The sequence below is a fragment of the Pseudomonas sp. CNPSo 3701 genome (assembly GCF_028674975.1).
GTDB classification, from domain to species: domain Bacteria; phylum Pseudomonadota; class Gammaproteobacteria; order Pseudomonadales; family Pseudomonadaceae; genus Aquipseudomonas; species Aquipseudomonas straminea.
This window is the reverse complement of sequence record NZ_JAQZSI010000002.1, coordinates 452,561-471,298: the sequence shown is the minus strand read 5'-3', so window position 1 is coordinate 471,298 and position 18,738 is coordinate 452,561. Positions and strand designations below refer to the sequence as shown.

Here is an 18,738-nt window from a genome sequence, read left to right as displayed (position 1 = left end):
GCTCAACGGTCGCCGCGCTCGTATTTATCGAGGGTATCGCGAGCGATCTGCCGGCCCAGCATGATCAGTTCCGGCGCCTTGTAGAACTCGAAGAAGCGGCACACGCGTTTGGGCACGTTGATCAGGATATCCGGCGGATAACCGGCGATCTTGTATTGCGACAGCGACGTCTGCATCACCTCGAAACTCTGGTTGATCAACTCCAGCAGCGATGCCGGGCCTGCCATCTGTGCGACCCGCGAACCACTTGCCGATTTGGGGACGCTGTCGTCTTGTGGAGCAGCGGCCGGTTGTTGGCCGTGAGGGTTCGCCGGCTCCTGCAGCCAGAGGTCCGGCTGCTCCGGCGCTTCGGGCAGCGCAGCGCCTTGGAGAAGCAATGGATCGTCCTCACCGCCCTTGCGGCGCAGCGACGGTAGCCGTGAGCCCAGCGATGTCATCATTTGGTCGAAGCGGCCCTTCAGGGCAGCGGGGCGTTCGATGACGGGCAACTGATAGTGCTGCTGATGGGCCGAGTTGAGGTTCACGGCGATGATCAGGTCGCAGTGGCTCGAGACCACCGGCACGATGGGCAAGGGATTGAGCAGGCCGCCATCGACCAGCATGCGCTTGCCCTGAATGACCGGGGTAAACAGGCTGGGAATCGCCGCCGAGGCGCGCATCGCCTGATGCAGGCAGCCTTCCTGAAACCAGATTTCCTGCTGGTTGGTGAGGTCGGTGGCCACTGCCGTGAACGGGATGTTCAATGACTCGATGTTAATCTCGCCGACGATATCGCGAATGCGCCCGAACACCTTCTCGCCGCGGATGGCACCCAGGCGAAAGCTGACATCCAGCAGGCGCAACACATCTAGATAGTCCAGGCTCTGCGTCCAGTCGCTGTAATCCTTGAGCTTGCCGGCGGCGTAGATGCCGCCGACCACCGCCCCCATCGAGCAACCGGCAATGCAGCCGATCTCGTAGCCACGTGCTTCCAGCTCTTCGATGACGCCAATATGCGCGTAACCACGCGCGCCGCCCGAACCCAGTACCAAAGCCACTTTCTTGCTCATCCAGCTCTCCCTGATTCGTACTGCAACGGCAACGCAATTTGCGCTGTGCAGCACGCTGATAGTGGCACTTTTTCTCTAGCCTATCGTCATAAACAACACCGGTGACCTGATTGCCGGCCAACCTCTGGAGTATGCGACATGAAAGCCTGGATTCTTTTACCGATTGCGCTGTTGGCGGGCTGCTCAGCGACCACGACCTACCGCGATAGTTGTGCAACCCAACTCGATGCTGCCTGGCGTGAACTGGATCTGGCCAAGGCCGAAGGTTTTGCCGGCACGGTCAGCTACTCCAAAGCGGCCTCGTTGATGACCGCGGCGAAGACCCAGCAGCAGTTCGAAGCCTATCGTGGCTGTACCGACAAGTCCGAGAAGGCGCGTTTCTATATTCGCGAGTCCCGAGCAGGCCGTTGAGTCGTGTACTGGAGTAAGCTGGCGTCAACCTGACTGCCGGAGACCCTCATGCTGCTCGATTTCGCTGACCTGACCCCGCTGGATCGCTACCGCTGGCTCGCGTCCACCGTGACACCCAGGCCCATTGCCTGGGTGTCCAGCATTTCCAGCGAGGGGGTAACCAATCTCGCCCCCTTCAGCTTCTTTCAGGTGATCAGTGACGAGCCGGCGACGTTGATGGTCAACGTCGGCAACCGTGACGACGGCGCATTGAAAGACACCCTGCGCAATGCTCAGGAAACCGGCGAGCTGGTCATTCACCTGGTCTGTTTCGCCCAAGCAGAAGCCATGAACGCCAGCGCAGCGATCCTGCCGCGCAGCACCAGTGAGTTCGTGCATTGCGGCATCGACTCGCTGGCGAGCACGCGCGTTGCACCGCCGCGGGTGAAAGGCGCTGCGGTGGCATTCGAGTGCCGCGTCGCGCAGATCATGGGCTATCCGCAGGCGCAGCCCAATCATCATCTGATCTTCGCCGAAGTGCTGCTGGCGCATATCAGTGACGAGGTGCTCAACGAGAAAGGGCGCGTCGACCCGCAACGTCTTGATCTGGTCGGTCGCTTGGGTGGCGCTGCCTACAGCCGCACCCGCGATACCTTCGATCTGCAACGCCCGCTCTGATCTATTAGTGGAGTTCGACCCGTGAGCGCGGCGTGCGCTCATTGGCCTGGGTGCTGATTTGCGCCAGCGCCTCGCGACCCGCCTGCAGGTGAGCGTGCCGGTAACAGATGCGGTAGCCGTCGAATCAATCGCGGCTGGTCAGCAACAGCGTGTCGCGCTCGGAGCTGCTGTCGACCTAGCAGGCGATGTGCATCGTATGATTGTCCCGCCGATGCCGGCTAGCCAAGGTGCAGCCCGACTCTAGAGCCGCCGCCTTGGTGATTGCGATGTGCTGCTTTCGCCCGACCTGTTCTCCGATAACCAGCAACATTCTGAAAACGACATCTTTTTAGTCAAAACCACCTGACGCCTCGCTGCTGGCTTGTCGCCATTAGTTGCGTGCCTCACTGTTGCGAGCATGAGGGCATCCGCCCAGCACGAGAGGGTCGACAATGGTTTCTCTTCGCGGCTTGGCCAGTCTGGCGACGGCGGCCAAATTGTCCATGGGCTTCGGGGTGGTGCTGGTGCTCACCCTGGTAGTGGCGGCTACCGGGTTCTTTGCGTTGCGTGATGTTGGGGCGCGTTTTACCCTGCTCGAGCATTTCAGCGACATCAACGACAAGGTCGCGCAGATGCGCCGTACCGAGCAGGCCTTCATCATCACCGGTGATGCCGCCCAGACCCAGCACCTGCACGAGCAGGCGCAGGCGATTCGTGAGCAGGTGGCGCAGTTCAGCGAGCAGGTGGCTGGCGACGAGCGTCAGGCCTTGCAGCAGGTCGACGGTGATATCGCCGAGTACGTGCAGGTCTTCGACCGCTATGTGGAGCAGAGCGACAATATGCGCCTGTCTCTGGATGCCGCCAAATGGCTGGTGGTCGGTGCGGCCAACAGCCTGGATCTGCTCAAGGACGGTTTGGCCGAAGACGGCGTTTACTCCCTCAAGGACAGCCAGGGAACCGAAGGCGCCGACTCCATCACCCAGGCCGGCAGCATCGGCAAGGTACATGTGTTGCTTCTACAAGCCCTGGAGCAGGCCCGCGTGCTGCTGGAAAACAGCCGCAGCAGCGGCGAGGTGCCGACTACCGCCATCCAGGAAGCTGTCGATGCGCAAAAACAGGCCGCCGAGTTGCGTGATGCGTTGCGTGATCCGGGGTATCGCTCGGTGCTGGCCGAGGTGGTCGGTAATATCGACTCTTTCAACCAGCGGCTGCAGGAGTACACCGGGCTGTTGCAGCAGCAACAGCAAGAGCACGCCAAGCTGGTCGAGCGGGCCGACAAGGTGGTCGAGCTGGTCAGCCAGGCCTATGCCCAGCAGAAGGCCGCCGTGCATACCCTGGTGCGCACCAGTGCGCTGCTGATTCTGGTTGCCGCGGCGGCGGCCCTGGTGGTCGGCCTGCTGGCGACGCTGATCATTACCCGAGTGATCGTGAGGCCACTCAAGCAGGTCACTGCCGTGGCGCAGCGCATTGCTGCCGGTGATCTGAGCGCTGATATCGAGGTGCAGCGCAGCGACGAGATCGGCCAGTTGCTGCTGGCCATGCAGGGTATGTCGCGGGATCTGCGTACCATGGTCGGGCGCTTGCAGGATGGCGTGGCGCAGCTTTCCACCTCGGCGCAGACCTTGTCGTCGGTCACAGAGCAGGCGCGTCAGGGTGTCAGTGGCCAGAAGGAGGAGACCGATTTGGTGGCTACCGCGATCACGCAGATGGCGGCGACGGTTCACGAGGTGGCGCAGAATGCCGAACAGGCCGCTGTCTCCACCGCTCAGGCCGATTCGCGGGTCGATGCCGGCAGCGAAGTGGTACGGGCGACCCTGCAGCGTATCGAGCAACTGGTCGCGGCCATGGCCGTCACCCGGCAAGGCATCGAACAGCTCAGCCAGGACACCCGCAATATCGATGCGGTGCTGGAAGTCATCAAGAGCGTGGCCCAGCAGACCAACCTGCTGGCGCTCAACGCGGCCATCGAGGCGGCGCGGGCGGGTGAGCAGGGGCGTGGGTTCGCGGTGGTGGCCGACGAGGTACGTGCGCTGGCGCGGCGTACCCAGCAATCCACCGAGGAGATCGAAGGCCTGCTGGGCACGCTGCGCGCCGGCGCCATCCGTTCGGTTGCCGATATGCGCCAGAGCGATGAACTGGTCGAGCAGGTGGTGCATGACGCTCGGCATACCCAGCAGGCCCTGGCCGGGATTGCCGATTCCGTCGCAGTGATCCACGGCATGAACCAGCAGATCGCCGCCGCCGCTGAGGAGCAGACTGCGGTGGCCGAGGACATCAACCGCAGCGTCACCTCGATTCGCGATCTGGGCGAGCAATCCGCTGCGGCCATGGACGAGAACGCCGGCTCCAGCCAGCAATTGGCGGCGCTGAGCCGTGAATTGCAGGGCATGGCCGCGCACTTTCGTCTCTAGCCGCTCTGCACTGCGGCTTTCACACGATCAGTACCAGGTGTGGGCCTGGCACACAGTTTCGTCAGCAAACATTACGTAACGCTTTGCCCGCCGCCTTCCGGTCAGTAGCATCGAGCCACTTGCCTGAGGAGTGGACGATGCACACGAAACTGGATGCCTGCCTGGATACCATCAACCAGGTACTGCTCGGCAAGGAGGCGCAGGTTCGCCTGGCGCTGACCTGTCTGCTGGCCCGCGGTCACCTGCTGATCGAGGATTTGCCCGGCATGGGCAAGACTACCTTGAGCCACGCTCTGGCCAAGGTGCTTGGGCTGAGCTTTCAGCGTATCCAGTTCACTTCCGATCTGTTGCCTGGCGACATACTTGGCACCTCGGTGTTCGACAAGGACAGCGGACAGTTCCTGTTCCACCCCGGCCCGGTGTTCGCCGAGCTGGTCCTGGCGGACGAGATCAACCGCGCTACGCCGAAGAGCCAGAGCGCGCTACTGGAGGCCATGGAAGAGGGCCAGGTGACCATCGAGGGTGCGACGCGCCCGCTGCCCGATCCCTTTTTCGTCATCGCCACCCAGAACCCGATCAGCCAGAGTGGCACCTTCGCGTTGCCGGAGTCGCAGCTGGACCGCTTTCTGATGCGCCTGTCGCTGGGCTATCCAGCCCGCGCCGCGGAAAAGGCCCTGCTGTTGGGTGAGCCGCGTCGCTTGGTACTGCCGACGCTGGACGCGGTACTCGATCACGCGGAGCTGGCGAAGCTGCAAGCCGAAGTGCCCAAGGTTCGCGTCAGTGATGCCTTGGTCGATTACGTGCTGCGTCTGGTCGAGGCCACCCGCACCCAGCCGCAGTTCGCCTGGGGCCTGTCACCACGCGGCAGCCTGGCGCTGCTGGCCGCGGCACGTGCCTGGGCGCTATTGGCCGAGCGCGATTATGTGATTCCCGAGGATGTGCAGGCCGTACTGCCGTCGGTGGCCGGGCACCGCCTTCGTGACCAGGCCGACCCCGCCGGGCATGGTGGTGGCGCGCTGGTGCAGTGGCTGCTGCGCGAGGTGCCGGCGCTTTGACCGGTGCCCTCAGGCAGCGCTGGGATCGCTGGCTGGCCAGGCGCATACCGGCGGCAGGCAGTGTGCAGCTTAATCAGCGGCGCATCTTCATCCTGCCGAGCCGCGTGGGTGTGGCGTTTCTGTTCGCATTGCTGGTCATGCTGCTGGCTGCCATCAATTACCAAAGCAGCCTGGCCTACGGACTGACCTTCCTGCTCGGTTCGGTGTTCGTGGTGACCATCCTGCATACCTATCGAAACATGGCCGGGCTGGTCCTGCACGCCGGTGGCGCCGGCGCGGTATTCGCCGGCGAGGCGGCGCGGCTGCGGGTACGCCTGGAGAGCCGCGGCCGCGCCCATGAGGCCATCGCCCTGGGCTGGCCTCCGGCCGAGCTGCAGCAGCAGGACGTACCGGCGCAGGGCTCGGTCGAGTGCGAGCTGGCTCTGCAGACTCAGCGCCGTGGCTGGCTGCAGCCTGGCCGCCTGCGGGTGGAAAGCCGTTTCCCGCTGGGGTTGCTGGTTGCCTGGAGCCACGTTGATCTCGATCAGGCGGTGCTGGTCTATCCGCGGCCACTGGAGGGCGAGTTGCCAATGGCGGCTGGCGGCGGTGAGGATGACGAGCAGGCCGGACTGGTCAGCCAGGGGCAGGGCAGCGATGACTTTCAGGGGTTGCGCACCTATCAGCCCGGCGACTCACGCCGGCGGATGCACTGGAAGGCCTATTCGCGAGGTCAAGGGCTGTTGGTCAAGGATTTTGCCGCCCAGAGCGGCCGTGACCTGCTGCTGGATTTCGACGCGCTCACCGGCGACCTGGAAAGCCGTTTGTCGCTGCTCTGTCACTGGGTACTGGTGCTCTCCGAGCGTCGGCAGCCGTTCGCCCTGCAACTGCCGAACGAATCACTGCCGGTGGCCATCGGCGAACGCCACCGCGAACAATGCCTGCGTGCGCTGGCCCTGCATGGAGCGCGAGCATGAGCAGCATCGCCGGCATTCCGCGAATCAGCCTGACCTGGCTGCTGGTCGCCCAGGCGCTGGTCATCCTGCCCCATGCCTTTCACCTGCCGATCTGGGTGATCGGCCTGTGGCTGGGCTGTGCGGCGTGGCGCATCCAGATTTTCCGCATGCGCGCCGGCTACCCCAGCCTCATCGTGCGTATCGGCCTGATCGTGTTGGCGGCGGCTGGGGTGTTCCTGTCGCGCGGCACTCTGGTCGGGCTGGATGGCGGCGTCGTGCTGCTGGTCGCGGCGTTCTGCCTCAAGTTGCTGGAGATGCGCACGCGCCGCGATGCACTGGTGGTGATCTTTCTCGGCTTCTTCGTGGTGGTGACTGCTTACCTGTTCGATGACGGCATGCTCGTTGCGCTGTTCAGCCTGCTGCCGGTGTGCGCTCTGCTGGCGGCGTTGATCGGTTTGCAGCAGAGCGGCACGGCGACGCGGCCGTGGCGTACGCTGCGTCTGTCGGCCAGCTTGCTGCTGCAGGCGCTGCCGCTGATGCTGCTGCTGTTTCTGTTCTTTCCGCGGCTGGGGCCGCTGTGGTCGCTACCGGTGCCCAACGAGCGCGGCGCCGTCACCGGGTTGGCCGACAGCATGGCGCCTGGCGATATCGCCGAGCTGACCCGCTCTGGCGAACTGGCTTTTCGCGCCAGCTTCGAGGGCCGCGTGCCGGCACGCAGCGAACTGTACTGGCGCGCACTGACGCTCGATTATTTCGATGGCCGGCGCTGGTCGCAGTCGTCGCTTGAACAGTTCTCGCCGGCGCCGCAGTGGCAGCCCCGCGGCGAGGCGCTGCGCTACAGCGTGGTGATGCAGCCCACCACACGGCCCTGGCTGTTCGGCCTCGATGTGGCGCAGACCGACCTGCAAGGCACCCGGCAAATGGGCGACTTCCGCCTGCAGCGCGTTCGCCCGGTGGATCGCGCGCTGCTCTATGACGTCAGCTCCTGGCCAGATGCGTTGCGTGAGCCGCAGCTGCCGGCGAACCGTATGAAGTCGCTGCTGCGCCTGCCACCTGAGGGTAATGCCCGTAGTCGCGCCTGGGCCCAGGAATTGCGCCGCCAGTATCCGCAGGACCAGCAACTGGTCGAGGCGCTGCTCAGCCATTTCAACCGCCAGCCCTACGTCTACACCTTGACGCCAGCCACCCTGGGCGCTGACTCCATCGATGAGTTTCTGTTCGAGACGCGCAGTGGCTTCTGCGCCCATTACGCTGGCGCCATGGTCTTCGTGCTGCGCGCGGCGGGTATTCCCAGCCGCGTGGTGGCCGGTTATCAGGGCGGCGAGCTCGGTAGCAGCGGCAACTACGTGCAGGTCCGCCAGTTCGACGCCCATGCCTGGGTCGAATACTGGTTGCCGGAAACGGGCTGGACCAGCGTTGACCCGACCTTTCAGGTCGCTCCCGAGCGCATCGAGCAGGGGCTGGAGCAGGCTCTGGCGGGCGAGCAGAGCTTTCTCACCGACTCGCCGTTCTCGCCCTTGCGTTACCGCAACCTGACCTGGCTCAACGAGCTGCGCATGGCCTGGGACGAGCTCAACTACGGCTGGCAGCGCTGGGTACTCGGTTACCAGGGGGCGCAGCAGTTCGAACTTCTGCAGCGCTGGTTCGGCCAGGTCGATGCCGGTCGGCTGATTTTTGCCCTGGTCGGCGGTGGCGGTTTGCTGCTGGGGCTGTTGTCGCTGTGGTTGTTCAAACCCTGGCGCGTCGAGCGCGACCCTACGCTACGCATCTTTCAGCGCTTCGAGCAATTGTTGGCCCAGCACGGCATACGACGCCAGGCCGGCGAGGGCCCGCGGGCGTTCGCCCGGCGTGCGGCTGAAGCGCTGCCCCAACAGGCGGATGCCATTCACGCCTTTAGCGAGGCTTTCGAAGCGCAACGTTACGCGGGCCAAACTGTATCCTCCCAGGCGCTGTTACGGCAGCTGAAGACATTGCGCCGCCAATTGCCCTGGCGCTGGAGTCGATCCCCTTGAGCGGTTTTTCAGGAGTTCTGTGATGAGTGGTTTTGTCGGTACGTTGCGCAGCGAAGTGCTGCGCCTGCAGATCGCGCTCTATGCCTGTCGCGAGCGTTTACAGGCGCAGACCGATGAGGAAGCGCTGCACGATCTGCGAGTCTGCCTGCGCCGCTTGCGCAGTCTGCTCAAGCCGCTCAAGGGCGCCGCGGGTAGCGAGTCGTTGCAGCGCCGAGCCGCCGAGCTCGGGCAACTGACTGGCCCGTTACGTGACCTGGAAGTGCTGATCGCCACCCTGCGTGCCAGTGATGAGCACGCCGCCGCGGATCGACGCCTGGTGCAGCGCCGCAAGGGCGATGCGCTGGTGCTGGGTAGCCGAGCCTTGCCAGCGCTGTTTCGCGCCCTGGATGAGTGGCCGCAGGAGTTGACTGCTCAACAAGCCAGTGGAGAACTCGAGAATTTGCACAAGCAGGTATGCCGTTACCTGCGCAAGCAGCGCGCCAAGCTGGTCGAGGCCCTGGGCGATGCCGAGCATGATCCCCATCAGGTGCGGCTGCTGATCAAGCGCGTGCGTTATACCGCCGAGGCTTATCCGCAACTTTCGTCGCTCTCTGCCGCGCAATTGAAGCTGCTCAAGAAAGGCCAGGCAGCCCTCGGCGACTGGCACGACCATTTTCAGTGGCTGGCGACCGCCGAGCGCGAGCCGGATCTGCGGGCTTTCATCCCCGCCTGGAGCGAGTCGATGAAGACGGCCGAGAGCACCGCACAGGCGATCCAGGCACGCCTGCTGGCAGCGCTGCAATAAATCCAGCCGGGACAATGGCCGAACTGCCGCCTGCGAGAGGCTCGCGGTAGTGCCGCCAGTCTCTTACCATCGGCTGAACGGCAAGCGAGGTGAGCATGGATTTCGTCGAGTTACTGGAGCAGGTACAGCGCTCGCCAGAGGCGCTGACGATTGGCCCGGATTGGGCCCAGGGGCGTACGACTTTCGGTGGCCTGATGGCGGCGCTGGTGTATGCGGTTATGCGCAGCAAGGTGCCTGCCGACAGGCTGCCACGCTCGCTGGCGATCACCTTCGTGGCGCCGGCCACGCCGGGCGTGGCAGTGAGCTTCGAGGCCGAGGTGCTGCGCTCCGGTTCGGCGGTGAGCCAGGTGCTGGGGCGCGCCGTGCAGAACGGCGAGGTGGTCACCCTGATTCAGGGCAGCTTCGGAACACCGCGCCAGTCTTCGGTCAGCGTGCAGGCGTTGCCTGCGCCGGTGATCAAGGCGCCCGAACAGAGTCAGGGGTTTCCATACATCGCGAAGGTCACGCCGGAATTCACCCGGCATCTGGAGATGCGCTGGGGCCTGGGTGGTATGCCGTTCAGTGGCAATCCTTCTCGAGAGATGGGCGGCTGGGTACGTTTTCGCGATCAGGCGCCGAGCCAGATGCTCGACGAGGCGCACCTGCTGGCACTGGTCGATGCCTGGCCGCCGGCCGTGCTGTCGCTACTCAGCAAGCCGGCGCCTGGCAGTTCGCTCACCTGGACCATCGAGTTCATCCAGCCGCTGAGTTCGGTCACCGTTGATCAGTGGTGCCTCTATCGCGCCGAGATCGAACAGGCCAGCGATGGCTACGGGCACATAGCGGCGGGGCTGTGGAGCGCGGACGGCCACTTGCTGGCCATCAGCCGTCAGACGGTAACGGTTTTCGCCTGATCGCTGGCCAGCAGCGCCTGGCGCGCTAGAGTGTAGGCAGCGATGGCGCCGAGGCCGGACAGCGCCAGGGACAGGGCGCCAGCGCCACTGCCCGCTAGCACCAGTGAGACCAGCAGCAGCGGCAGGGCAATGGCCAGCATCGGCATGTCCAGCGATTCGGTTTGGCGGGCGAGGGTAGCGGCTTGGGTATTCATGGTCTGTCTCCTGCATCAGATGGAGTCAGTCTATGGCGCGGCCCGTGAGGTCGCGAATTGATCCGCGCTATACGGCAGATAGGCTTTCTACTATCTGCCAAGCGATCCTCCGTATTCAGGTTTTGAGCTGGCGGATGGCCCGCGACAGTTCGCCAGCCAGCTCCGCCAACTGGCTGCTAGTGGTGGCCGACTGCAGGGTCTGCTCGACGGTCTGTTCGGTAACGTCGCGGATACCGATCACCGAACGTGTCATTTCCTCGGCAACCTGGCTCTGTTGCTCGGCTGCAACGGCGATTTGCGTGTTGCTTTCGCGCATTTGCGCCACCGCGCCGGTGATCGCTGCCAGCGCGTCGCCGGCTTCATGGGCGGCGCGTACGCAGTCGTCGGCCTTGAGCGAACTCTCCTGCATGAACGCCACCGCATCGCGGGTGCCGATCTGCAGTGTGCCGATCATGCCGGTGATTTCGTTGGTGGAGTCCTGCACCCGCTTGGCCAGGTTGCGCACCTCATCTGCCACGACGGCGAAGCCGCGGCCCATTTCACCGGCCCGCGCCGCTTCGATGGCCGCATTGAGCGCCAGCAGGTTGGTCTGTTCGGCAATGCCGTGGATGACGCCGACCATGCTGCCGATCTTCTGGCTGTCGGCGGCCACCTGTTCGATCAGGTTCGCCGTCTGCCGCACACCGCTGGATAGCCCGGTGATGGCGTCCACCACGCCGGTGACCACGCTCTGGCCAACTCCGGCGAGCTGGTCGGCGGTCTGCGACTGGTCGCGGGTGGTGGCGGCGTGTTCGGCGATATGGTGCACGGTGGTCGACATCTCGTTGATCGCCGTGGCCGCCTGATCGGTTTCACTCTGCTGGCCGAGCATGCCTTGACGCACTGCCTGCATACCTTGCGCCAGCCGAGCGGTGCCTTCGTCGAGCTGTGATGCGGCCTGGATCACCGCGCCGACCACCCGCTGGTAGCCGTCCTGCATGGCGTTGAAGGCGCCAGCCATCTGTCCGACCTCGTCGCGGCTTTGCAGCGGTACACGAGCAGACAGGTCACCGCTCTTCTCGACGTGCAGCATTACGTCCTTGAGGGTGTTGAGGTGGGTAAGCAGAAAACGGATCAGCAGCTGCGAGGCGGCCAGCAGGGCAAGCATCAGCACGGCCACCGCCAGGGCGTAATGGCCGGCGCGCTCGGCGAACACCTGGGCCAGGCTGCGTCCGCTGGCCAGCACGGCGATACGCTGCTCGGCGCCGCGCTCGATGACTTGAGCGCCGAGCAGCGGGTCGCTGCCAAACAGGGTGTCATGTTCCAAGGCGACCCAGCCGCGAGCGGCTTTTAACGGCGTCGCATCAACGCCGTCGGGCAGTTTCGGTGCTTCACCAGTTTTGAAGGTAAGCAAACCTGCGGTCGCGGGGATTGGTTGGTCAACCGGCCAGGCAGCCAACAGTTGCGCCTGCTGCTGAGCATTGGCACGGGCGGCCTGGGTAAAGGTGTCCTGCTCCTGAAGCATGGCGAACAGCACCAGCAGCAGGGTGGTGATAAAGGCGACGGCATTGACCGCCCAGAACTTGTGTTTCAGGGAGATATCGCGGATCCAGACGGGCATGTTTTTTTGCTCTCGACATGAATGAATTGCTGGCAAGGCGCCATTATTCTTTCATGGGCAAATCAACCATCCCTTGATATGGGTCAAGAGCAGCCGGCCTGTGGGCTGTTCAACCGCCGTGATGCCGGCGCAAGCCGATCAGCGGTAATCCCAATCGCCTGATTGCTCGTCGCTCGGCTCGGCGATTGCCGGCAGGCCGAAGAACGCGCGGGCGCAGGCCGTGGTGTGCCTGGCCACTTCGTCCTGGGATTCGCAGCGATGCAGCGCCACCTCGCGTAGCACCTCGGGCAGAAACGCCGGCTCATTGCGACCACCCTTGGGTTTCGGGCGCAGGCTGCGGGGTAGCAGGTAGGGCGCATCGCTTTCCAGCATCAGGCGGCCGGCGGGAATTTCCTTCACTAGCGGGTGCAGGTGTGCTCCACGGCGCTCGTCACAGATCCAGCCGGTGATGCCGATATGCAGATCCAGATCCAGATAGTCAAATAGCGCACGCTGCTCGCCCGTAAAGCAGTGCACCACGGCGGCCGGCAGGCGGTCTCGGTAGTCGCGCAGAATCTGTACGAAGCGCGGGTGGGCGTCGCGCTCATGGAGAAATACCGGCATCTGCAGGTCGGCAGCCAGGCTCAGTTGCTCTTCCAGAGACTTTTCCTGCAGCGGGCGGGGCGAGAAGTCACGATTGAAATCCAGACCGCATTCGCCCACGGCCCGGACCTGAGGCTCGGCAAGCAGGGCGCGCAGGCGTTTGCTGTCGTCGCTGTTCCAGTGCCTGGCGTGATGGGGATGCACGCCGGCGGTGCTGAAGAGCCGCTCACCGCGCTCATCCAACTTCAGGCACAGGCTCAGCGCATGGTCGCTTTCGGCCAGGCTGGTGCCCGTCAACACCAGTTGGAAGACGCCGGCACCGGAGGCGCGTTCGAGCACGGCGACGTGCTGATCGTCGAAGCTTGCGTGAGTCAGATTGACGCCGATGTCGATGAGTTGCATGGTGTGACCCTGTGAAACGAGAGGGCGCAGCATAGCAGAGCTTTTTATCTTCAATAAAAAGCTAACAATTACAAAAACTTGTGGTCGATTCGTGAAGTTGAAAATAGCCTTTGGTGCTGACTTTGCAGCTTCTCCCGCGCTAGCACCGGTTTCCCGAATCATCGCCCCTGGCGGCCAGCCAGTTTTTCGCTATCGGAGCATCGATATTGCGCGTCCTTCTCGTTATTTGCCTGTTGCTCTCGCTGCCGCTGCCGGCAGTGGCGCGCATCGCCGGCCCGCTGGAGGTCACCAGCCCGGCTGCGCAGCGGGATCTGCCAGGCATCCGTAAGTCCGGCGAGCTGCGCGTGTTGGTCAACCAGAGCCGTAATAGCTCCGGCGAGGTGAAAGGGCAGAGCATCGGTGTCGAGTATCAGCGCCTGCGCGCGCTGGAGCAGTACCTCAATCGCAATGCCCGTGACGGGCGCACCCTGCGCCTGAAGCTGATTCCCAAAGCCAAGGATCAGCTGCTCGCCGCCCTACAGCGCGGCGAGGGCGACCTGGTTGCACCCGGCGAGCTACTCAGCGGCAAGGGAAGCAACGTACTGGCCAGCGAAGCGATACGTCGCGATGTGCCGGTGGTGATCGTGGCGCGCCAGGGCAACCGCCGCTATCAGCGGCTCGAGCAGCTATCCGGCCGCAGCCTGTCGCTGCCGGTTGGCAGCGTCGCCAAGGACGCCCTGCACGACATCAACCTCAAGCTCGCCGAGCGCAAGCTGCCGCCCATCCTGGTCGAGTGGGTGGACCCGACTCTCGCGGTGGAGGACGTGCTGGAAATGGTCCAGGCCGGCATTTTCGATTTCACCGCCGCGGAGCTGCCGATTGCCGAGCGCTGGGCCAAAGTGATGCCCAAGCTGCGTGTTGATCGCCATCTGGTGCTCGATGATCAGGGCGATATGCGCTGGTACATGCGCCGCGATGCGCCAATGCTCAGTGCCAGCGTCGATCGCTTTCTGGAAGGTTACCGGGCGCCCGATGATCAGGACACCGCCTTCCAGCGCGTCTACCGGCGTCTTTACAAAGTGCATTCGCCCATGGGCCGCGCCGAGCGTCAGCGCCTGGAACGGGTGCGACCGGTTTTGCAGCGTTACGCCGAGCAGCATGATTTCGACTGGCTCGCGCTGGCGGCGCTGGCCTTCAAGGAATCGACTCTCAACCCCACGGCCCGCGGCAGCAGCGGCGCCACCGGCCTGATGCAGATCACCCCCGCCGCGGCGCGCAGCGTGGGTATCAGCGACATCTCACTCATCGAGAACAACGTTCAGGCCAGTGCCAAGTACCTGGCCAAGATTCGCCGTGGCTTCTTCAACAGTCCGCGGCTCAACGAGCGCGAGCGCATGGCCTTTGTGCTGGCCGGCTACAACCTCGGGCCGCAGCGCGTGCAGAGCCTTCGCGCCGAGGCGCGGCGGCGCGGTCTGAACCCGGATCAGTGGTTCTTTCAGGTCGAGCGGGTGGCCATGGAGCAGCTGGGCATGGGCGTGGTCAGCTACGTCAACGCGGTGAACAAGTATTACCTGGCTTACGCGCGTGAGCGTTATTCGCTGGAGCCTGCGCAAAAGGTGAGCGCTCGCAATTAATCTAATAAATGGATCGGTTGTAGCGGTTTTATTCGCTATTCATATTTGATTGTTGAATTAATATGCCGCCATCTCACTCACCTAGCACAGGATCGTCCCACCATGAACGCCTTTATCAAATCCCTGGCAACCACCCGTGCCGGCTTCGGCTTGACCGTCCTGCGCGTGCTGGTCGGCATCACCTTTATGGCCCATGGCTCGCAGAAGCTGTTCGGCTGGTTCGGTGGCTACGGCCTGGCGGGCGTCGCCCAGTGGATGGAGAGCATCGGCCTGGCGCCGGGTTACCTGATGGCCCTGATGGCCGGGAGCGCCGAGTTCTTCGGTGGCCTGGCGCTGGTCATCGGCCTGCTGGTGCGCCCGGCGTCGGCGGTGCTGGCGTTCACCATGCTGGTGGCGATCTTCTCGGTGCATATCGGCAATGGCTTCTTCATGGCCAATAATGGCTACGAGTTCGCTCTGTCGCTGCTGGCTGCCACGCTGGCCCTGCTGATCGAGGGCGCCGGGCGTCTGTCGCTGGACAAGCGCATCGCCGGTTGATCACCGCGCCATTCGAGAAAGCCCGCTGATGCGGGCTTTTCTGCTTGTTGACAGGCTCAGCGGCAAGTCTCTAGGATTACCACTTGCGCCGATTTAGACAGCTACTTGCGGGGCGCCTCAGGGATTCTTCATCGAGTCCTGAAATTCCGCTAAAGCGCTGGTTCGGTGTTGCCTCCACCGCTGCCCAGCGGGATTTGCGAGGCGGAGACAAACACCATGAGCTGCTCCCAGGCTGCACACATTCGTATCCTTCCCATCACTACCCGACTGGTTCGCCGCAACCCGCGCATTCTCTTGGGTGGCGTTCATCAGCCGACGCTTCTGCGCTATCTGGATGGTTGGCCCGTACGCCGCGAAGGCCAGCGTGCCTTTCTCGTGCAGTTCGCCGAAGAGGGCGAGTCGCTGCAGCGCTTCGCCGATAACAGCTTCGACTTCGCCGTGCTGCAACGACCGAGTGCCGAGGCGCTCGGCCAGTTGACGCGCGTCGCCCGACAGGGGCTGATTACGCTGCGCTGAACCTGGCTTACGGATAGTCGATGGCGACGATGTACCAATACTTGTCGCCGGTCGGCGTCTGCACCCGCACTTCGGCGTCCAGACCCTTGCCGACCAGCGCGCGGGCCAGCGGCGAGTCGATGCTGATCAGGTTCTGTTTGAGGTCGAGCTCGTCGGGGCCGACGATGCGGTAGCGCGCCTCAACGCCGTCTTCGTCCTCCATGGTGACCCAGGCGCCGAAATACACCTTGTCCGGGTCGCTGGGGCGGGTATCCACCACCTTGAGCTTCTCCAGACGCTTGGTCAGAAAGCGCACGCGGCTGTCGATTTCGCGCAGCATTTTCTTGCCGTAGGTGTATTAGCACCGATACCCAAACCTACTACCTTTCTGCCGCTAGCTTGGCGCGAGTCCATAAAGGAAGGTCTAATCACCGTAAAATTCACGGCAAGCTCCGAATACTAACTACTATGTAGTATTGCTCTATGAGCGAAAATCAATCGAACACGGGTGTTCCCGCTAAAGGGGCCTAGACATGGCGTACGTAGTCCAGGTGAAGACGAGCTATCGAAGTGACAGGACTGGGGTGCGCCAGAAATTGCCTGGCACGCTGACCCAGGATGGACTGCTGATTTCTCATCTGCGCTATCTATCGATTCGGGGGAGAAGTGAATCTTGGAAGGAGAAGAGCGCGTTTGCTGTTCGTAAGCTTATCGAGTACATGAACGCGAACGAAGGCTATTTTGATAGCACAGAAGATCTTTTACGTGGTTGTGTCCGTGCTCTGATGTACGGAACCATCGACGCAGATACCCTCAGTGATCCGAGTGGGCTCTATTGGTCACCTCGTTCAGAGGAGGATTATCTTGGAATACTCGCGCACCTAACGTCTTACACTGACTGGCTTGCAGAACAACCTGAGTATAATACCCGTAGGGCAAACCCTTTTCGGAAAGCCACCCACACTGAAGAGCGCTTGAACTGGTGCGCCTACTTCAATAAGGAAAGTCATGTTTTCCTGAGCCACCTAAGTGATCGGGCGCAGGCTGTGGAGAATGCGAAGACAGTCAGGTCTATTAAATTTTCACGACAGCTGAACAGTCTTAGAAGGCCTACAAAGCGGTTTCCTGAAAGCGAAATTGATAATTTGATGGTTAACGGCTGGGTGCGGAAGCCAAAGTCCTCAGATCCCGCCAAAATCACCCATTTGTGTGCCACGTACGAAAACGTGCACATTGAAGATGGTGCTGATCTAAGAGAGAAGACGTTTCAGAACGCGACATCCGTGAAAAGTAATGCTCAACTGGTCAACGCAGGTTCACAAACTTTTACCGAGCACGATTTCATCGATTACAAGGGAAGAGCAATTACTCTTTTGCTTCATTATGGTGGTGTGCGGAAAAGTGAGGTGTTTCAGCTTTATCTTCAAGATTTCGTAATGGATTGGAAGCGTGGTGAGTTGATTGTCAGAATCTATCATCCGTCATTGGGTAAGAGCCCTGATGATAGATATAAAAATCGTCGCGAGTACTTGTTGCACGAGTTCGGAATGGTGCCTCGTACTGAAGTTCCACGCTCCCAGGCAATGCATGCAGGGTGGAAAGCTCCTCTGCTCAATGAATCTGGAGATAACTACCTCACTGTGCAGTTTTGTCCAATTGGCAAGGCTAAAGAGTTCATGGCGACGTTTTATCTTTATCTGGAACATCAGCGGGTCGAGCCACCTAAAGGCGGGAATCATCCTTATGCCTTCACCAACTCTAGCGGGAACCCCGAAACGCTCAAAAATTTTAGAGAGTTACACAGGGCTGCTGTGAATCGTATCGGTCTTCCCCACAATAAGATGTTAGGAACATCCGAGCATGGGCATCGCCACGCTTACGGATATCGCTTAGGAAAACTTCCAGGTATCACCAGGCTCGAAATCAAGAATGCTATGCACCACAGGAACATCGAGTCCAGCGCGGTTTATTTGGAGCCTACTGAGGATGATGTCCGAGAGAAAATGGAAGAGTGCGAGCGAAAGGCCGGGCGGAAATGGTGGTAAAAGGATTTTTTATGCCGATCTAAGTATCGGTGGCTTTCCTCGTCAGCTTGGTCGATGAGCGAATCTGCTCAAGTCGAGAAGGGGCTGGCAATTCACAACTATATCAGGTCATTCGAGATCAGATGCCCATCCTCGCAAATTGGTTTGACTGGGGCGAGTGATTTAGAATTATGGAACGAGGTGCCGTCAAGTACCTTTGCTTTAGATCTGGACGTCATTTGTTTTTCAATCCAGGCATTGTATCTAATTGCTGTTTTTCGAATCGATGGTATGTTGGTGACTAAACATTAGATCACCAAGCGCTGGTGTAAATTCCTCCATTCTAGCACCCTCCCGCTTGCGGTGTGCATAAGCGCGTGTCCGAATCACTCTGGAGTCACGCAGCCGGTATCGGGTGGTTCCGACATCCAATTCAGAATTGGTAGTTCCCCTAAGGTTACCGCTCGGCTTTGCAACTGCGAGCCGAGGTATGCCAGGTAGGCGCTATATCGTAGGGCTCCAACCAGCATTGCCATGAAAGGCCAAGCAATCTCAATTTGAATTAGAGCTAACCCGAAGCCGTAAACCTAGGCTGTCCGTCCGCTGACTAGAAAAAAAGTAAAAGTCGTCATGAGCGATCATTGGACATGTGGTCGAACCGCATTTCCCCCTCATCCGACGACAATCTGAGCTTTTTGGGCACCTTCGCTGGATTTGGAATTGCTCGGGCAATTCTGAATTCAACGAGGTCGGTCTCAGTGCTCCAAGCAAAATTTTCAACGCAAATCTTGCGTAAAAACAGGAGAAGGCAACTCTTAAAAAAAAGAGGGCCTGAAAATAGAGGCCTGCAGGTATGCTCGGCCGGCCAGAAAAAAAATGTTGGAAAACTAGTAGATAGTGATGTTAGGTTTGTTCCGGGTCAGCGAACTTGCTTGGCAAAAATGTCCGGTGTGCATGATTTGGTTTTAAGAAGCATGAGATCTTCGCTGCCAAATTTAGAAGTTGTTTTTTAATTTCATCCGCTCTGCTGGGCTACTTGTGCCTAGTTAGATTTTCTTAGTTCCTAATCATTAATTAATTCTCTGGTCTTTGCTGGCTGGATTAGGGT

General features: G+C 61.4%; 16 protein-coding genes and 2 pseudogenes. 13 read left to right on the top strand and 5 right to left on the bottom strand.

What is annotated here, in order from left to right; all coding sequences use genetic code 11:
- Positions 1 to 2 precede the first annotated feature (2 nt).
- On the bottom strand, positions 3 to 1,049 hold the full coding sequence (locus tag PVA39_RS08955) for a patatin-like phospholipase family protein (RefSeq protein WP_274123776.1): 1,047 nt from the start codon (positions 1,047 to 1,049) through the stop codon (positions 3 to 5).
- A 138-nt stretch (positions 1,050 to 1,187) separates the two neighbouring features.
- Here PVA39_RS08955 and PVA39_RS08950 point away from each other — a divergent pair, with 138 nt between their 5' ends.
- From PVA39_RS08950 to PVA39_RS08915, 9 genes and pseudogenes are all read left to right on the top strand, one after another.
- Positions 1,188 to 1,460: a hypothetical protein gene (locus tag PVA39_RS08950; RefSeq protein WP_093504351.1), complete on the top strand. Its 273-nt coding sequence runs from the start codon at positions 1,188 to 1,190 to the stop codon at positions 1,458 to 1,460.
- A 48-nt stretch (positions 1,461 to 1,508) separates the two neighbouring features.
- Positions 1,509 to 2,117 (top strand): flavin reductase family protein, encoded by a 609-nt coding sequence (locus PVA39_RS08945; protein ID WP_274123774.1) that lies wholly within the window; start codon positions 1,509 to 1,511, stop codon positions 2,115 to 2,117.
- Between the two features lie 431 nt (positions 2,118 to 2,548).
- Positions 2,549 to 3,649: pseudogene (locus tag PVA39_RS23390) on the top strand (HAMP domain-containing protein); the annotation flags it as partial.
- Positions 3,635 to 4,507, top strand: coding sequence for a methyl-accepting chemotaxis protein (locus tag PVA39_RS23385; protein WP_443200949.1), 873 nt, complete (start codon positions 3,635 to 3,637; stop codon positions 4,505 to 4,507). The pseudogene PVA39_RS23390 and the gene PVA39_RS23385, both read left to right, overlap by 15 nt.
- Positions 4,508 to 4,644: 137 nt before the next feature.
- On the top strand, positions 4,645 to 5,562 hold the full coding sequence (locus PVA39_RS08935; protein WP_274123772.1) for an AAA family ATPase: 918 nt from the start codon (positions 4,645 to 4,647) through the stop codon (positions 5,560 to 5,562).
- Positions 5,559 to 6,515 carry a DUF58 domain-containing protein gene (locus tag PVA39_RS08930; RefSeq protein ID WP_274123771.1) on the top strand — a complete coding sequence of 319 codons (957 nt, stop codon included), beginning with the start codon at positions 5,559 to 5,561 and terminating at the stop codon, positions 6,513 to 6,515. The genes PVA39_RS08935 and PVA39_RS08930 overlap by 4 nt, the downstream gene beginning before the upstream one ends.
- Positions 6,512 to 8,506, top strand: a complete 1,995-nt coding sequence (locus PVA39_RS08925) for a transglutaminase TgpA family protein (protein ID WP_274123770.1) — start codon at positions 6,512 to 6,514, stop codon at positions 8,504 to 8,506. Before PVA39_RS08930 ends, PVA39_RS08925 begins: the two co-directional genes overlap by 4 nt.
- 22 nt (positions 8,507 to 8,528) lie before the next feature.
- A complete protein-coding gene (locus PVA39_RS08920) occupies positions 8,529 to 9,290 on the top strand; it encodes a CHAD domain-containing protein (RefSeq protein ID WP_274123769.1) in 762 nt (253 codons plus the stop codon).
- Between the two features lie 95 nt (positions 9,291 to 9,385).
- The gene (locus PVA39_RS08915; protein WP_274123768.1) at positions 9,386 to 10,183 is read left to right on the top strand and encodes an acyl-CoA thioesterase; all 798 of its coding nucleotides are present in this window, start codon (positions 9,386 to 9,388) and stop codon (positions 10,181 to 10,183) included.
- Here the strand turns inward: PVA39_RS08915 and PVA39_RS08910 are convergent.
- The 3 genes from PVA39_RS08910 to PVA39_RS08900 all read right to left on the bottom strand — a co-directional run bounded on the left by PVA39_RS08910 (position 10,159) and on the right by PVA39_RS08900 (position 12,961).
- Positions 10,159 to 10,377, bottom strand: a complete 219-nt coding sequence (locus PVA39_RS08910; RefSeq protein WP_093504365.1) for a hypothetical protein — start codon at positions 10,375 to 10,377, stop codon at positions 10,159 to 10,161. The two genes, PVA39_RS08915 and PVA39_RS08910, sit on opposite strands and share 25 nt — an antisense overlap.
- 115 nt (positions 10,378 to 10,492) lie before the next feature.
- Complete coding sequence (locus PVA39_RS08905; protein WP_274123767.1) at positions 10,493 to 11,977, bottom strand: methyl-accepting chemotaxis protein; 1,485 nt, start codon at positions 11,975 to 11,977, stop codon at positions 10,493 to 10,495.
- Positions 11,978 to 12,115: 138 nt separating this feature from the next.
- Positions 12,116 to 12,961 carry a TatD family hydrolase gene (locus PVA39_RS08900; protein WP_274123766.1) on the bottom strand — a complete coding sequence of 282 codons (846 nt, stop codon included), beginning with the start codon at positions 12,959 to 12,961 and terminating at the stop codon, positions 12,116 to 12,118.
- Between the two features lie 203 nt (positions 12,962 to 13,164).
- On the opposite strand from PVA39_RS08900, the gene PVA39_RS08895 reads away from it, so the two are divergent.
- The 3 genes from PVA39_RS08895 (at position 13,165) to PVA39_RS08885 (ending at position 15,627) form a co-directional block, all read left to right on the top strand.
- The gene (locus PVA39_RS08895) at positions 13,165 to 14,574 is read left to right on the top strand and encodes a transglycosylase SLT domain-containing protein (RefSeq protein WP_274123819.1); all 1,410 of its coding nucleotides are present in this window, start codon (positions 13,165 to 13,167) and stop codon (positions 14,572 to 14,574) included.
- 102 nt (positions 14,575 to 14,676) lie between these two features.
- Positions 14,677 to 15,111: a DoxX family protein gene (locus PVA39_RS08890; protein ID WP_274123765.1), complete on the top strand. Its 435-nt coding sequence runs from the start codon at positions 14,677 to 14,679 to the stop codon at positions 15,109 to 15,111.
- A 216-nt stretch (positions 15,112 to 15,327) separates the two neighbouring features.
- Complete coding sequence (locus tag PVA39_RS08885; RefSeq protein WP_274123764.1) at positions 15,328 to 15,627, top strand: class I SAM-dependent methyltransferase; 300 nt, start codon at positions 15,328 to 15,330, stop codon at positions 15,625 to 15,627.
- Between the two features lie 7 nt (positions 15,628 to 15,634).
- Here PVA39_RS08885 and greB read toward each other — a convergent pair.
- A pseudogene (gene greB, locus PVA39_RS08880) lies at positions 15,635 to 15,964 on the bottom strand (transcription elongation factor GreB); the annotation flags it as partial.
- A 175-nt stretch (positions 15,965 to 16,139) separates the two neighbouring features.
- On the opposite strand from greB, the gene PVA39_RS08875 reads away from it, so the two are divergent.
- Positions 16,140 to 17,651 carry a site-specific integrase gene (locus PVA39_RS08875; protein WP_274123763.1) on the top strand — a complete coding sequence of 504 codons (1,512 nt, stop codon included), beginning with the start codon at positions 16,140 to 16,142 and terminating at the stop codon, positions 17,649 to 17,651.
- Positions 17,652 to 18,738: the final 1,087 nt, after the last annotated feature.